Annotated in this window: 15 protein-coding genes and 2 riboswitches; of the genes, 9 read left to right on the top strand and 6 right to left on the bottom strand. The window is 65.6% G+C overall.

Features of this window, described 5'->3' with window-relative positions:
* The first annotated feature begins 65 nt into the window (after positions 1 to 65).
* The 5 genes from QZ329_RS04245 to QZ329_RS04225 are packed head-to-tail and all read left to right on the top strand — an operon-like array spanning position 66 to position 4,494.
* The gene (locus QZ329_RS04245) at positions 66 to 1,010 is read left to right on the top strand and encodes an ABC transporter permease (protein ID WP_295748627.1); all 945 of its coding nucleotides are present in this window, start codon (positions 66 to 68) and stop codon (positions 1,008 to 1,010) included.
* A complete protein-coding gene (locus tag QZ329_RS04240; RefSeq protein ID WP_295748625.1) occupies positions 1,007 to 1,816 on the top strand; it encodes an ABC transporter permease in 810 nt (269 codons plus the stop codon). The genes QZ329_RS04245 and QZ329_RS04240 overlap by 4 nt, the downstream gene beginning before the upstream one ends.
* Positions 1,816 to 2,607, top strand: coding sequence for an ABC transporter ATP-binding protein (locus tag QZ329_RS04235; protein WP_295748623.1), 792 nt, complete (start codon positions 1,816 to 1,818; stop codon positions 2,605 to 2,607). Before QZ329_RS04240 ends, QZ329_RS04235 begins: the two co-directional genes overlap by 1 nt.
* The gene (locus tag QZ329_RS04230; RefSeq protein WP_295748621.1) at positions 2,604 to 3,341 is read left to right on the top strand and encodes an ATP-binding cassette domain-containing protein; all 738 of its coding nucleotides are present in this window, start codon (positions 2,604 to 2,606) and stop codon (positions 3,339 to 3,341) included. The genes QZ329_RS04235 and QZ329_RS04230 overlap by 4 nt, the downstream gene beginning before the upstream one ends.
* Before the next feature lie 46 nt (positions 3,342 to 3,387).
* Positions 3,388 to 4,494: a DUF3810 domain-containing protein gene (locus tag QZ329_RS04225; RefSeq protein WP_295748620.1), complete on the top strand. Its 1,107-nt coding sequence runs from the start codon at positions 3,388 to 3,390 to the stop codon at positions 4,492 to 4,494.
* A 109-nt stretch (positions 4,495 to 4,603) separates the two neighbouring features.
* Here QZ329_RS04225 and QZ329_RS04220 read toward each other — a convergent pair whose 3' ends face one another.
* The 3 genes from QZ329_RS04220 to thiW form a co-directional block, all read right to left on the bottom strand.
* Positions 4,604 to 5,335, bottom strand: coding sequence for a ZIP family metal transporter (locus tag QZ329_RS04220; RefSeq protein WP_295748618.1), 732 nt, complete (start codon positions 5,333 to 5,335; stop codon positions 4,604 to 4,606).
* 146 nt (positions 5,336 to 5,481) lie between these two features.
* The gene (gene thiM, locus QZ329_RS04215) at positions 5,482 to 6,291 is read right to left on the bottom strand and encodes a hydroxyethylthiazole kinase (protein ID WP_295748616.1); all 810 of its coding nucleotides are present in this window, start codon (positions 6,289 to 6,291) and stop codon (positions 5,482 to 5,484) included.
* Between the two features lie 18 nt (positions 6,292 to 6,309).
* Positions 6,310 to 6,822 carry an energy coupling factor transporter S component ThiW gene (thiW, locus tag QZ329_RS04210; protein WP_295748614.1) on the bottom strand — a complete coding sequence of 171 codons (513 nt, stop codon included), beginning with the start codon at positions 6,820 to 6,822 and terminating at the stop codon, positions 6,310 to 6,312.
* Between the two features lie 322 nt (positions 6,823 to 7,144).
* A riboswitch (TPP riboswitch) is annotated at positions 7,145 to 7,244 on the bottom strand.
* Positions 7,245 to 7,315: 71 nt separating this feature from the next.
* Positions 7,316 to 7,424: riboswitch (TPP riboswitch) on the top strand.
* 70 nt (positions 7,425 to 7,494) lie between these two features.
* Here thiW and thiE point away from each other — a divergent pair.
* The 4 genes from thiE (at position 7,495) to QZ329_RS04190 (ending at position 11,504) form a co-directional block, all read left to right on the top strand.
* A complete protein-coding gene (gene thiE / locus QZ329_RS04205; RefSeq protein ID WP_295748613.1) occupies positions 7,495 to 8,130 on the top strand; it encodes a thiamine phosphate synthase in 636 nt (211 codons plus the stop codon).
* 94 nt (positions 8,131 to 8,224) lie between these two features.
* On the top strand, positions 8,225 to 9,040 hold the full coding sequence (gene thiD, locus QZ329_RS04200) for a bifunctional hydroxymethylpyrimidine kinase/phosphomethylpyrimidine kinase (protein ID WP_295748612.1): 816 nt from the start codon (positions 8,225 to 8,227) through the stop codon (positions 9,038 to 9,040).
* Positions 9,037 to 10,206 (top strand): putative hydroxymethylpyrimidine transporter CytX, encoded by a 1,170-nt coding sequence (gene cytX / locus QZ329_RS04195; protein WP_295748610.1) that lies wholly within the window; start codon positions 9,037 to 9,039, stop codon positions 10,204 to 10,206. Before thiD ends, cytX begins: the two co-directional genes overlap by 4 nt.
* Before the next feature lie 347 nt (positions 10,207 to 10,553).
* Entirely contained in the window at positions 10,554 to 11,504 is a 951-nt protein-coding gene (locus QZ329_RS04190) for an MBL fold metallo-hydrolase (RefSeq protein ID WP_295748608.1), read from the top strand.
* A 223-nt stretch (positions 11,505 to 11,727) separates the two neighbouring features.
* Here the strand turns inward: QZ329_RS04190 and QZ329_RS04185 are convergent, their stop codons facing one another.
* The 3 genes from QZ329_RS04185 to QZ329_RS04175 all read right to left on the bottom strand — a co-directional run bounded on the left by QZ329_RS04185 (position 11,728) and on the right by QZ329_RS04175 (position 13,885).
* Entirely contained in the window at positions 11,728 to 12,786 is a 1,059-nt protein-coding gene (locus tag QZ329_RS04185) for a DUF4179 domain-containing protein (RefSeq protein WP_295748607.1), read from the bottom strand.
* A complete protein-coding gene (locus QZ329_RS04180; RefSeq protein WP_295748605.1) occupies positions 12,770 to 13,258 on the bottom strand; it encodes a sigma-70 family RNA polymerase sigma factor in 489 nt (162 codons plus the stop codon). Before QZ329_RS04180 ends, QZ329_RS04185 begins: the two co-directional genes overlap by 17 nt.
* A 237-nt stretch (positions 13,259 to 13,495) precedes the next feature.
* The gene (locus tag QZ329_RS04175) at positions 13,496 to 13,885 is read right to left on the bottom strand and encodes an immunity 22 family protein (RefSeq protein ID WP_295748604.1); all 390 of its coding nucleotides are present in this window, start codon (positions 13,883 to 13,885) and stop codon (positions 13,496 to 13,498) included.
* Positions 13,886 to 13,956: the final 71 nt, after the last annotated feature.

Raw genomic sequence — 13,956 nt, 5'->3', positions numbered from 1 at the left:
AGGCGGAGGCGTGAAGAGGGAATCGAGTGCTTCACGCCTCCCCTTTTTCAAAAGGGGTATTGCCCATGAACTACGCACTGAAAAAGGCCGCCGCTCTGCTGGCGACCATGCTGACCGTGTCCTTTTTGACCTTTGCGGCCTTTGACCTCATCTCCGGCGACGCCGCCACCACCATGCTGGGCACCTCCGCCACGCCGGAACGGCTGGAGGCCCTGCGGGAGGAGCTGGGGCTGAACCGGCCCCTGCTGGTGCGCTATGGAGACTGGCTGCTGGGTTTTTTCACCGGGGACCTGGGGGTCTCCACCAGCTATAAGCAGCCCGTGCGGGACATCCTGGCCCCCAAGCTGCGGCTGACGCTGTGTTTAAGCCTGATGAGCTTCGCCCTGATTACGGCGGCGTCCATTCCCCTGGGGCTCTGGTCTTCCGGCCGGAGCCGGTTCCAGGGGGCCCGGACGGCGCTGAACCAGCTGGGCATGGCCGTGCCCCCGTTTTTCACCGGCATTCTGCTGTCCTGGGTCTTCGGCGTGGGGCTGAAGTGGTTTACGCCGGGGCAGTTTCCCGACGCGAAAACGGACCTCTCCGGGGCAGTGGCCTATCTGCTCTTCGCCGCCGTGGCCCTCTCCATTCCCCGGATTGCCATGACGGTGCGGATGCTCCGCAGCACCATACAGGAGGAGATGGGGCGGGACTATGTCCGCACCGCCATCTCCCGGGGAAACGACCGCCGGGCCGTCCTCCGGCGGCACGTGCTGAAAAACGCTCTGCCCCCCGTGGTCACCTTCCTGGCCCAGACCATGGCGGAGATCGTGGCGGGGAGCATCGTGGTGGAGCAGGTCTTCGTCATCCCCGGCCTGGGGCAGATGCTGGTGACGTCCATCGCCAACCGGGATTATCCGATGGTCCAGGCCATTGTGGTCATTCTGGCCCTCTGGGTGGTGCTGGCGGGAACGGCGGCGGACCTTTTGAACCAGGGGATCGACCCCCGGCTCCGGACGGGAGGCGCGGCATGAAGAAGCGAAACGGTTTTCTCATAGCCGGGCTGGTCCTGAGCTGCGCCCTGGCGGCGCTGATTCTCCTGGGCGCATTCTGGACGCCCTACGACCCCAACGCCATGGCGGCGGGGCCCAAGTTCGCCGGTCCGTCCCTGGCCCATTGGATGGGCACGGACAACTTCGGCCGGGACATTTTCAGCCGGGTGCTCCAGGGGGCGGGGGCCACGGTGTCCATCGCCCTGGCCACCCTGGCCATCGGCGCGGTGTGCGGCTCCTTCGTGGGGGCGCTGACGGGGTACTTCGGCGGCCCGGTGGACGAGGCGCTGATGCGCCTGAACGACGCGCTGACGGCCTTCCCCAGCATCCTTCTGGCGCTGGTGGTCATCTCCGTCCTGGGGCCGGGGAAGAAGCGCAACGTGGTCCTGGCTCTGGGGCTGGTGTTCATCCCCAGCTTCGCCCGGGTGACCCGGACGGCCTTCGCGGCCCTGCGGGACGTGAACTATATCAAAAGCGCCCGGCTGATGGGGGCCTCCAGCGGGCGGATTCTGCTGGTCCACATGCTGCCCAACACGCTGCCGGTACTGCTGCCCGCCCTGACCATCGGGTTTAACAACGCGGTGCTGGCGGAGGCGTCCATGAGCTTTCTGGGCATCGGCGTGACGCCGCCGGACGCCTCGTTGGGCTACATGCTCTCCGAGGCCCAGGGGATGCTTTTCGCCGCGCCCTGGTACGCTGCCGGCACGGGGCTTGTCATTGTGCTGCTGGTGTTCAGCGTGGGCCTTTTGGGCGAGGGCCTGCGGCGGCGGGACAAGGGGGTGCTGTGATGCTGGAAATTCGGGACCTCCGCGTCCGGTTCTGGAACCGGGAGCGGGAGGCCGTGGCCGGAATCCGCCTCTCCATCGGGGCGGGGGAGATCGTGGGCCTGGTGGGCGAGTCCGGGTCCGGCAAAACCGTCACCGCCATGAGCGTGGCGGGACTGCTGCCCCGGAAGCAGTGCGATTACTCCGGGGAAATCCTTCTGGACGGGACGGAGCTTCTCCACGCGGACCGAAGGGAATTGCGGAATATACAGGGCCGGGAGATCGGCGTGGTGTTTCAGGAGCCCCTGACCTCCCTGGACCCGTTGATGAAGATCGGCCCCCAGGTGGAGGAGGTCCTCCGGGTGCACACCCGGCTGGGCCGGGAGGAGCGCCGCCGCCTGGCCCTGGAGGCCATGACGGCGGTGGAGCTGCCGGAGCCGGAGGCGGTCTATGGCCGCTATCCCCACCAGATGTCGGGGGGCATGCTCCAGCGGGCCATGATCGCGGCGGCCATTGTGGCCCGGCCCAAGCTGCTGCTGCTGGACGAGCCCACGACGGCCCTTGACGTGACCATCCAGGCCCAGATTCTGGAGCTGTTGAAGAAGCTGAACCGGGAGTCCGGCATGTCCATGCTCTTCATCTCCCACAACCTGAACGTGGTGCGCCGGCTCTGCGGCCGGGTGGCGGTGATGCAGAGGGGCGTGCTGGTGGAGGAGGGACCCTCCGGCGAGGTGTTCCGCCATCCCCGGCACCCCTATACGAAAAGGCTGGTGGCGGCCATTCCCACCAGAACGCGGAAGGAGGGAGAGCCATGAGTCCGGAGCTGGTGCTGTCCCTGCGCCATGTGGACAGCGGCTACAGCGGCGGGGCGGGGCCCTTTGGGAAAACGCGGCGCCAGGAGGTCCTCCACGATGTGAGCTTCGACGTCCGCCGGGGGGAGATTCTGGGCCTTGTGGGGGAGTCCGGCACGGGAAAGTCCACCCTGGCCCGGACCATCCTGGGCATGGTGAAGCCGGACCGGGGAGAGGTCGTCCATTACACGAAGCGGCCCCAGATGATTTTTCAGGACCCCTACAGCTCCCTGAACCCCTTTTACAGCGTGGAGTGGACCCTGGAGGAGCCTCTGCGGGTCTATGGCAAGTACGGCAAGGCGGAGCGGAAGCGCCGGGTCCGGGAGATGCTGGAGCGGGTGGAGCTTCCTGCGGAGTGCCTGAGGGCCCGGCCCGGCGAGCTCTCCGGCGGGCAGCGCCAGCGGGTCAGCATCGCGGCGGCCCTGATCCGGCGGCCCAGGTTCCTGATTGCCGACGAGCCGGTGTCCGCCCTGGACGTGACCATCCAGGCCCAGATTCTGGAGCTGCTGCGCAGTCTCCGGCAGGAGCTGGATTTGAGCTTCCTCTTCATCTCCCATGATCTGAACGTGGTTTATCAGCTCTGCGGCCGGGTGCTGGTGATGAAGCAGGGGCGCATTGTGGAGCAGGGGACGGTGGAGGAGATTTTCAGCCGCCCCCGGGAAGACTATACCAAACAGCTGCTGGCGGCGGCGGAGTGACGCCGCCTGAACGACGCGGGGCCCTCCTGCGGCAGGGGAGACGGATATGAGATGGAAAGCGTGGTTCCTCAAGTATAAAAAACTGCATATCTGGCTGCTTGCAGACGTGGGCGTGCTGCTGGCCTACTTCCTTCTCCGGGGGCAGCGCTGGCTGATGAATGCCCTGGCGGACCATGTGACGGGCCCCCTCCGGCGGGGACTGGGGCGGATATGCTACCAGGTCCCCTTCTCCGTTATGGAGGTGGTGGAGGTTCTGGCGGTCCTCGCGGGATTGGGGTATCTTATCTGGAGCGCCGCCGCCGTGGCGCGGGCAAAGGGCCGGCGGCGAAGCCGGGCCTATGGCGCGGGGTTGCGGGGGGTGTGCGTTCTGCTGTCCGTCTGGTGCGGATTCTGCCTTTTGTGGGGGGTGAATTTCTGGACGGACAGCTTCCAGGACAAGTCCGGCATATATGCCCAGCCCGTGGCCCTGGAGGACTTGAAGGAGGTCACGGCCTATTTCGCTGCCCGGGTGGCGGAGACGGCGGGAAACGTGGAGCGGGACGGGCGGGGGCTCTTCGCCGTCTCCCGGGAGGAGATTCTGGAAAACAGCGTCCGCGCCTATGACGGGGCCGTCCGGGAGTTCCCCTTCCTGGCCTTTGACGACCCGGGCGTGAAGTCCATGGCCTTCTCCCGGCTGATGAGCGCCATGGACTTCACGGGGTTTTACAGCTCCTTCACCGGGGAGTCCAACGTCAACGTGGACAGCCCGGCCTGCATGCTGCCCTCCACCGTGGCCCACGAGCTGGCCCACCAGCGGGGCTTTGCCTCGGAGCAGGAGTGCAACTTCCTGGCGGTGCTGGCCTCCACCACCTGCGGCGACCCGGCCTATGTGTACTCCGGCTGGCTGATCGGATATGTATACCTGGGGAACGCCCTGTACTCTCAGGACCCGGAGGCCTATTGGGCCATCCGGGAGGCCCTGATTCCAGAGGAGGCCCAGCTGGACCTGGCGTACAACAACGCCTACTGGGCCCAGTTTCAGGATACGACGGTCCAGCGGGCCAGCAATAAGGTCTATGACGGGCTGCTGAAGAGCTACGGCGACGAGCGGGGCATCCAGTCCTACGGAACCGTGGTGGACCTTCTGGTGGTCTATTACCGGGAGCGGCTTTGAGGCGGGAAAGCGGAAAAACGGCGGCATGGCAGAGGGCCATGCCGCCGTTTGGCGTGTCAAAAGAGCGGGAAGTCCGCCGCGCCGGACTGAAATTCCGCCGGAGGAACCGTCACCCGTCGATCAGCATTCCCACCAGGATGCCCAGCACCGCCGCCAGGGCGGGGAGCTTGCTCTTCCAAAGGCCCGCCGCCTCGGGCAGCAGTTCGCCGAAGACGACGTACAGCATAGCCCCGGCGGCAAAGCTCAGGGTCAGGGTCAGGGACACGGGGCCCAGGGTGCCCAGGCAGTAGCCCAGGGCCGCGCCCAGCACCGTGGGCGCGCCGGAGAGGGCCGCCACTCCCGCCGCGCGCCAGCGGCTCTCGCCCCCCGCCACCATGGGGGCGGAGATGGCCATGCCCTCGGGAATGTTGTGCAGGCCGATGACGGCGGCCATGGTCCAGCCCTGGCGGACGGTGCCGCCGATGAAGGATGCGCCGATGACCATGCCCTCCGGCACGTTGTGCAGGGCGATGGCGGCGGCCATGACCAGGCCCGCCAATATCAGCCCGCCGGCGGGCCGGCCATGGTCCAGCAGGGCGTTGAGCCCGGCCGAGACGGCGCAGCCCCCGAAAACCCCCAGGGCCACCAGCTCCATGGCGCCGGGGGCGGCGGCCTCGGTCAAAAGACCGAAGCAGGACACGGAGACCATTACCCCGGCGGCGAAGCTCAAAAGCAGGCTGGACCCTTTGCCGGAGTCCCGGTGGAAGAGGGTGGCCAGGGCGCCCCCCAGGCCGGTGCCGCCGATGCCCGCAGCGGCGGTCACCAGCAGCGTGGTCCACAGACCCATAGTCGTATTTGCCATGTGAATGCAATTTCCTCCCTTTTTCTTTCGATGCTCTAACAAGTGTAGTATTATAGCATCCTATTTTCCGCCTGTCCAGATCATGTGGCCCGGAAATGAAAAAACATCCCCGCCCGGAGGAGGTTTCCGGACGGGGACGCGAAGAATTACAAGAGGCGGACCTGGGCATCCCCGGCGCAGTCCTCCGCCGTCAGGGTTCCGGCGGCGTCCAGAAGGGCGGCGCGGAAGCTGCCGGGGCCCCGTCCGCCGGAGAGGGCCTCCGCCCGGCGGGAGCAGACCTTCCAGAAGGCGGCGGCGGTGACGGCGGCGGCGGGAATCTCCGCAGACACGGCGGCGAACACGCCGCAGAGGACGGAGAGCATGCAGCCCGTGCCGGTGACCCGGGTCATCTGGGAGCTGCCGCCGGAGACGGCCCAGGAGGCGGTCCCGTCGGAGATCAGGTCCATGGGGCCGGAGAGGAGGACAACGGTCCCCCGCTCCCGGGCCAGACGGCGGGCCAGCTCCGCCCGCTGGGAAAGCGGGCCGGCGGCGGGACTGTCCACGCCCTGCTCCTGGCTCTCCAGGTGAAGCAGGGCCTGGGCCTCCCCCAGGTTCACCCGCAGCAGCGCGGGGGTGAAGGCCGACAGCAGCTCCTCCACCCGCTCCAGCCGCCAGGGGCTGGCCCCCACGCCCACCGGGTCCAGGACGACCGGACGGCCCAGCCGGGCGGCTTCCCGCCCGCGGAGGAGGCAGGCCCGAAACTTTTCCTCGTCCGGCGTGCCGGTGTTCAGCACGGCGGCGGCGCTGGCGGCGGCCAGGACCTCCATCTCCTGGGGGGCCTGGGCCATGACGGGGCTGGCCCCCACCGCCAGGGCCAGATTGGCGCAGTCGTTGGCGGAGACCAGATTGGAGACACAGTGGACCAACGGGCGGCGGAGGCGGACGGCCTCCAGCAGGGAGAAGTCAGGCGTTGTCATAGGACCTCCGAATAAAAATCAGCGCTCCAGGGGGGCCTGTATGGACCTCAGCGCGCCGCTTCTTTGCAGGGAATAGACCAGGGCCCCCGCCAGGATGGAGCCCGCCGCCGTGGAGATCAGGAAGGGGACGATGTAGACGGTGTAGGTCTCCGGGGTCAGGCCCATCACCAGCTTGGCCACGGGATAGGCGGCCAGGCCCCCGAGGACGCCGGTGCCCAGCACCTCGGCGATCAGCGTGGCCGGAAGGTTCTTGCTCAGCCAGAAGGCCAGGCCGCAGAGCAGGGCGCCGCACATGCTGCCGGGGAAAGCCAGCAGACTCCCCAGGCCCAGGAGGTTGCGCAGAAGGCTGGCCACGAAGGCCGCGCCCACGCCGTACCAGGGCCCCAGGAAGACGGCGCAGAGCACGTTGACCATGTGCTGGACCGGGGCGCATTTGCTGCCGAAGACCGGGAAGGAAAGCGTGCTCCCCGCCACGGCCACGGCACAGAGAACGCCGGCCAGGGCCAGCTTCTTGACAGGACTTAATTTCATAGATAAAGACTCCTTCACAAACAGAAATCGCAAAGAGAAACACGCGGCAGCGTTTTCCCCCTGCATGGCAAGGCTGGGCGGACGCATCCGCCCCGGAAAATTCGGTCGAGGCTTTCTGGCCTCCTCTCACGCCGGAACACGGCTTCCCATCGCTGCCGGGACCCCGCCGGGGCGGGACCCGCTGTTTATTTGGCCCGGACGCAGGGCGCTCCCCCTCCGTCCGCTCCCGGCGAACCGGGACGCCGGTGTGTTTTCTCCGCGTTCCCCCTTTGCAAACGATTCCAAAAAGCAAGGCGGCGCGCCTGAATGCGCACCGCCGTCAAAAGTCCCGTCATAGACTCCCTCCGGCGGCATTGCCCGCATCAGGTTAAGGGTCGAAGCCCGCGCTTCCTCTCAGCCTTTCGGCTCCCCTGCTTTTCGGCCTCAGCATACCACCGGGAGAAAAATTTGTCAAGGGGGCTTGCAAAGCGGCGGCAAAGAGCGTATGATGGACCCACAACAAAAGGGGAGTCCGCTGGCGCGGGCTGAGAGGGGGCCGTGAAGGTCCCGACCCGGAACCTGATTTGGATCATGCCAACGTAGGGAAATAAGCGGGCGTTTTACCGTGGACAGACCAGGTTGGTTTGTCCGCGGTTTTTGTTTGACTTCGAAAATGCAGGAGGAGAAATTGCCATGAGGATTTGTCCGGAGACCCTGCGGCTGTACGCCGTCACGGACCGCGCCTGGGCAGAGGACGAGGCGGCGCTTTTCCGCCAGATTGAAGCCGCCGTCCGGGGCGGGGCGGGGATGGTCCAGCTTCGGGAGAAGCGCCTGGACCACGACGCCTTTTTGGAGGAGGCCCGGCGCTTCACCGCCCTCTGCCGCCGCCTGGGGGCCGTCAGCATCATCAACGACCAAGTGGAAATCGCCCTGGAGGCCGGGGCCGACGGGGTCCACGTGGGCCAGAGCGACCTGGAGGCCGGACGGGCCCGGGAGCTGCTGGGGCCGGGGAAGATCATCGGCGTCTCCGCCCACTCGCCGGAGGAGGCCCGCCGGGCCCGGGCGGCGGGGGCGGATTATCTGGGCTGCGGGGCGGCCTTCGCCACCGGCACCAAGAGCGATGCCAGACCCATTCCCAGAGAGACCATCCAGGCCGTCACGGCGGCGGCGGACATCCCGGTTGTGGCCATCGGCGGCGTGAACCGGGGGAATATTCTGGAGCTGAAGGGCCTGGGCCTGGCTGGCGTAGCGGTGGTTTCCGGCATCTTCGGGCAGAGGAATCCGGAGGAGGCTGCCCGGGAGCTCCGGGCCCTGGCGGAGCAACTGTAAGGGAAGACCGGCCCCGGGCCGATTCCGCACGGTACATTGGGGGCACCACCTTGTATCGTGTTATAAAACTTCAATGCGAAAAGGAGACAGGAATATGAAAACAGCATTGACGATCGCGGGGACCGACCCCAGCGGAGGCGCCGGAATTCAGGCCGACATCAAGACCATGACCGCCAACGGGGTATTCGCCCTCACCGCCGTCACGGCCCTGGTGGCCCAGAACACCACCGGCGTCAAGAGCATTCAGGAGTCCACGCCGGACTTCCTGGCGGAACAATTGGACTGTGTGTTTACCGACATCTTCCCCGACGCGGTGAAGACCGGCATGGTGGCCAGCGTCCCCCTCATTGAGGTCATTGCCGGCAAGCTGGCGGAGTACCGGGCCGGAAACGTGGTGGTGGACCCGGTGATGGTGGCCACCTCCGGGGACCGGCTGATCTCGGAGGACGCGCTGGACGCGCTGAAAAGCCGCCTGCTGCCCCTGGCGGCGGTGCTGACCCCCAATATTCCGGAGGCGGAGATTCTCTCCGGCATAAGCATCCGGGGACCGGAGGAGATGGTCCGGGCCGCCCGGGCCATCGGGGAGACCTATGGCTGCGCCGTTCTTTGCAAGGGGGGCCACCAGATCAGCGACGCCAACGATTACCTCTGGCAGCCCGGCGGGGAGGGGCGCTGGTTCCGCTCCCAGCGGGTGGACAATCCCAATACCCACGGCACCGGCTGCACCCTCTCCAGCGCCATTGCATCCAACCTGGCCAAGGGCTTTCCCCTGGAGCAGGCGGTGGAGCGGGCGAAGGAATACATCTTCGGGGCCCTTTCCGCCCGGCTGAACCTGGGCCGGGGCTCCGGACCCATGGACCACATGTGGGACCTGAAGAGCCGCTTTACCGGCGGGGAGGGGGAAGCGTGAAGAAGACCTCCGTCTTTCAAAACAGCCTGATCTGGTTCGGGGCGGGGGTCTCCCTGGCGGAGATTCTCACCGGCACCAGTTTCGCGGGCCTGGGATTTGCCAAGGGCCTGGCGGCCATTGTGGCCGGCCACGTCATCGGCTGTGGGCTGTTCTTCCTGGCGGGCCTGATCGGCGGCCGGAGCGGAAAAAGCGCCATGGAGACCGTGAAAATGAGCTTTGGCCAGCGGGGCGGGCTCCTCTTCGCCCTGCTGAACGTGCTCCAGCTGGTGGGCTGGACCGCCATTATGATCTATGACGGGGCCCTGGCCGTGGGGGGCATCTTCTCCGCCGGGCACTGGCTCTGGTGTCTGGTGATCGGCGGGCTGATCCTTCTCTGGATTCTGGTGGGCGTCACCAATCTGGGGTGGATCAATAAAATCTCCATGTCCGCCCTGCTGGTGCTGACCGTGGTGCTGTGCGGGGTCATCGTCTCCTCCGGCCCGACTGCGGCGGGCGGCTCCGCCGGGGAGGCCATGAGCTTCGGCGCGGCGGTGGAGCTGGCGGTGGCCATGCCCCTGAGCTGGCTGCCCCTGGTCAGCGACTATACCCGGGAGGCGGAGAAGCCCTTCCAGGCGACCCTGGCCAGCACTCTGGTTTACGGACTGGTCTCCACCTGGATGTACGCCATCGGCATGGGCGCGGCGATTCTCACCGGAGAGGGCGACATTGCCGCCATCCTGGTAAAGGCGGGACTGGGCGCCGCGGCGCTGGTGATCCTGGTTCTCTCCACCGTCACCACAACCTTCCTGGACGCGTGGTCCGCCGGCATCTCCGCCGGATCCCTCAGCCAAAAGTTCGGCGGAAAGCGGACGGCGGCGGTGGTTACAATTGTGGGCACGGCGGGAGCGATGCTGTTTCCCATGGATGACATCACCGGTTTCCTGTATTGGATCGGCTCCGTCTTCGCTCCCATGATCGCCATTCAGATCGCGGACTTCTTCCTCTTGAAGCGGGACCGCTTCGGCGTGGACTTCGACGGCCGGAATCTGGCGGTCTGGGCCGTGGGCTTTGCCGCCTACCGGGCGCTGATGGGCGTGGACCTGGTCATTGGCTGCACCCTGGCGGACATGGTGCTGACAGTGGCCCTGTGCCTGCTGGCGGAGAAGCTGCTGGGGAAAAAGGCTTGAGAAAAAAGGGCGCTGCGGCGCTCTTTTTTCCTGGGCGGAGCGGGAATTGTATGTTACAGTTATGTAGCAAATAAAGTGAACGGACGCCGGGAGGGCGGGGGCGGCTTCCCGGGAACGGTCCGTCGGACGGGAGAATGCGCGCCGGAATTGTTACAACTATGTATCTCATAATCGGAACGCCCTCCGCCGGCCTCCCGCCGGGGGAGATGGGCGCTGGGGGGGCGGCTTCGTCAGGATGTCGAAATTTTGGGCAAAAATTTGGCGGGTGAGACCGGGGGCTTTTTCTTGCAAGGCCACTCTGGCTGTGGTATCCTATTCCAAATAAATAAGTGTGGGGGGCGCAGCGTATGCTGGTTTTGGATTTCATCAACGTGGGCAACGGAGATTCCATTCTCATCCAGGAGCTGGAGGAGGGGCGGCGGCGCTTCGCCATGCTGGTGGACTGCGGCCATGACAATCTGATCCGGGACGACCATCCCGCGCCGCCGGACCCCCGGTCCAAGCGGATTTACGCCGGGGATTTCCTGAAAAAGCAGGGGATCCGCCGCCTGGACATTCTGCTGTGCACCCACTTCCACCGGGACCACATTGGCGGCCTGGGACGGGTGCTGGAGGCGGTGGAGGTGGACCAGATGCTGACCACCTACGTGCCCACCGAGGGCCATGGCCCCCTGGACCCCGACGGGGACAACGGACTCCCCGGCGCGGCCCGGAACCTCCTCCGCTGCCTGGATATCTACGCCGCGGCCCTGCGGGAGCACCCGGGCCGGGTGGGGGAGTTCGTGGAGCTGCCGGGGGAATGGGTGGAGACCCTTCAGCTGACGGAGGAGCTGACCATGGATATCCTCCCCGGCGAGCCCGCCCTGTATCCCCGTCAAAAAGCGGTTTACGACGCCGCCTTCCGGGGGGAGCGGAACCGCTATGACCTGATGCGCTGGACCAAGTCCATGAACATCTCCAGCCTCCGCCAGCGGCTCTATTACCATGGCAAGGAGATTGTCCTGGGGGGCGACATGTACGGCGCGGTCTGGGACAACGACACCCTGACGCCCTGCGACATTTTGAAGCTGCCCCACCACGCCTCCCTAACCTCCGCCACGCGGAAGAGCGTCAGCCGCCTGGCGCCCAAGACGATTGTGGTCTGCGCGGCGGCGGGGCGGCCCGACGAGCGTCCCCATCCCTATATTGTCTCCTTGCTGAAGGAGTACACCCAGGACGTGCGCTTCACCGACGCGGTGGACATTCCCGGACTGGTGGAGCCCCAGTTCCATGAGTCGGTACATATTGAAATTGAATAAGGAAAAGGCCGGGACAAAAGTCCCGGCCTCAGCGTGCCGAAAAAATGCAGAAGATTGACGCAACGGGAAGGAAGAGAGTTACGAGAGGAACCCAGGAGGGGTTCCTTTCGTTTTCAATCAGAAGTTTTTCAAATCTTTTGAAAGGTTTGAAAAACTTGCGCAGGCTGGCGAAAAGACATTTTCGCCAGCCTGAGGCCGGGACGAAAGTCCCGGCCTTGCGGATTCAGTTGTGGGGGATTTCGAAGACCACGCCGCCCACGGAGATGGAAGCCATGTCCTCCAGGGGGACGATCTCGTCGAAGACCTGGCCCTTCGAGCAGACGGACACGCCGTCTTCGGGACAGATGCTGCCGCCCGCGCCGCTGAGGTCGACGACGGTGCCGTCGGTCTTGGTCAGCAGAATCTCGATGTTCTCCAGATACCGCTTGGCCTGACGGGCGTCCTCGGGATCCTGGCGCCCGCTGGGAGCGTCGCTCCAGGCCACCTCGGCGTCGGCGGTGTAATCCACCTTCACGGCGATGGGGGACACGCTGATGCCGTCGATGGTGAATTTCAGCCCGTCCTGGGAGAAGGTCTCCCCGCTGCCCAGGCGGACGCCGCAGTCCTCGAAATCCACCTCATAGCGGAATTTCCAGTGGCCCGCATACAAGGTCGCTTCCGCCTCCGTCTCCGGGTCCCAATAGGTCAGGTTTTCAAATTCCGCCGTGGCGTTGGCATGGGGCAGAGGCTTGCCGGTGAGGCTCATGGCCTCCACATACTGCACCTGGTCATCGTCTGGGTCTTCGTCCACGAACCAGGCCGTGCCGTGGCCGCCGCCTCTGGACCAGGAGGACCCGCCAAACCCGCCGATCATGAGATAGGAGCCGTCCAGATTCTTGTCCGCGGGCAGGAACCGCTCCCCATCGTCCCGGCGGATGGTATAGACGACGACGGCGTTGTATGCGTCGCCCATGATGGCGTCCGCCGTGATGGTAATGCCGTTGTCCGAATCGCCGGCCCCGATGGGACGGCCGATCTTGTCAATGACCTCCGTCTGGGCCACGGCCCCGCCGAAGAGGGGGGCGAACACGTCCGCCGGCGCGGGCAGAATCCCCGCCGCGCTGGACCCCACCGCCAGGACCGCCGCCAGAACGGCGGCGATCAGGGCCGTGCGGAACACCGGGCGGCGGCGTTTCGCGGTTCCTCCGGCGGCGGAGGCGGCGGCCTCCGCCAGGGCCCGCTTCTGGCTCTCCGTAAAGCGCAGGGCGCTCATCTCCTTCTTATAGTCAAACAGATCGCTCATAGTCCATACCTCCTAAGATATCCTTGAGCCTGGCCCGCCCCCGGGCCAGACGGGTGTGTACGGTGGCGGTGGGGACGCCCAGGATTTTCCCGATTTCCGCCGCCTGATAGCCCTCGTAGTAAAAAAGGTAGATCACGGCCCGGTAATGGGCGGGCAGCTCGTTCACCGCCGCCAGGACGGAGCCGTCCCCCGCCTCCGGGGCGGGGACCTCCAGCACGGTTTCCAGACCGCAGGTGCGCTTGCGCCAGGGGCTTTTCAAAAGGTCCTTGCAGGCGTTGGCCGCCATGCGGAGGACATAGGCCCGCTCGTGCTCCGCGCTTTCAAACTCCCGGGGCTCCGTCAAAAGCTTGACGAACACCGTCTGACAGATGTCCTGGGCGTCGGCTGTGTTTTTCAAATAGGTATAGCTGAGGCGGAGAATCGCGTCGGCATAGGCGTTTGCCAGCCGCTCCGCCTGATGGTTTTTATCCATGGTATCAACTCCTTTGGAGCGCTCTCGTTATGGATACGATTCGGCGGGGCGGAAACTTTCACCGGAGAGAGAAAAAGAAAAAAGTTTTACGGGCAGGAGAGGAGCCCTCCCTGGGGGAAGGCGGGCCTCGCCCTATTTGTGCGTTATATAGGAATGCGGTCTTCCGTCTGCGGCCCGGAGGGGAAGGGCCAAAGCAAACGGCCGCCCCGGCGAACCGGGGCGGCGTTGGAGGAGGATTCAGCGCTCTATGTAGGACAGGGAGGCGACGAACTGCGCCGGCGCGCCGGGGACGTGGCGGCTGCCCTCAAACTGATAGTCGTAGATCGCGATCACGGCGTTGTAGGGGTGGTCGAAACCTCTGGAATAAATCTCCGCCAGGGCGCGGGACAGCTCCTCGCCCAGAGGCTCCGCCACCACGGCCGGGTCCTGGGAGGGAACGTCGTTAAACTCATAGTCGAACACCTCCGGCTCGAAGGGCCAGAGGTCGCCGTTGAAAAAGTCCTGGGTGAAGGACGGGACCTTCTCGCCGTTCTCGTTCCGCTTGAAGCGGTTCTCGGCGTAAAATGCCAGGGCTTCCCGGCTCTCAAAATTGCCGAGCCAGATGGAGACGATGCCTTCTTCTTCCATGGTGATTCTCCTTTGTCGTGATTTGGTGGGGGCCGGCGCAGAACGGAGCGGCTGAGAATATAGAACTTCTC

Origin of the sequence: uncultured Oscillibacter sp. (assembly GCF_910579365.1) — a bacterium.
Lineage (GTDB): Bacteria > Bacillota > Clostridia > Oscillospirales > Oscillospiraceae > Oscillibacter.
This window is presented reverse-complemented; position numbering and strand designations above follow the sequence as displayed.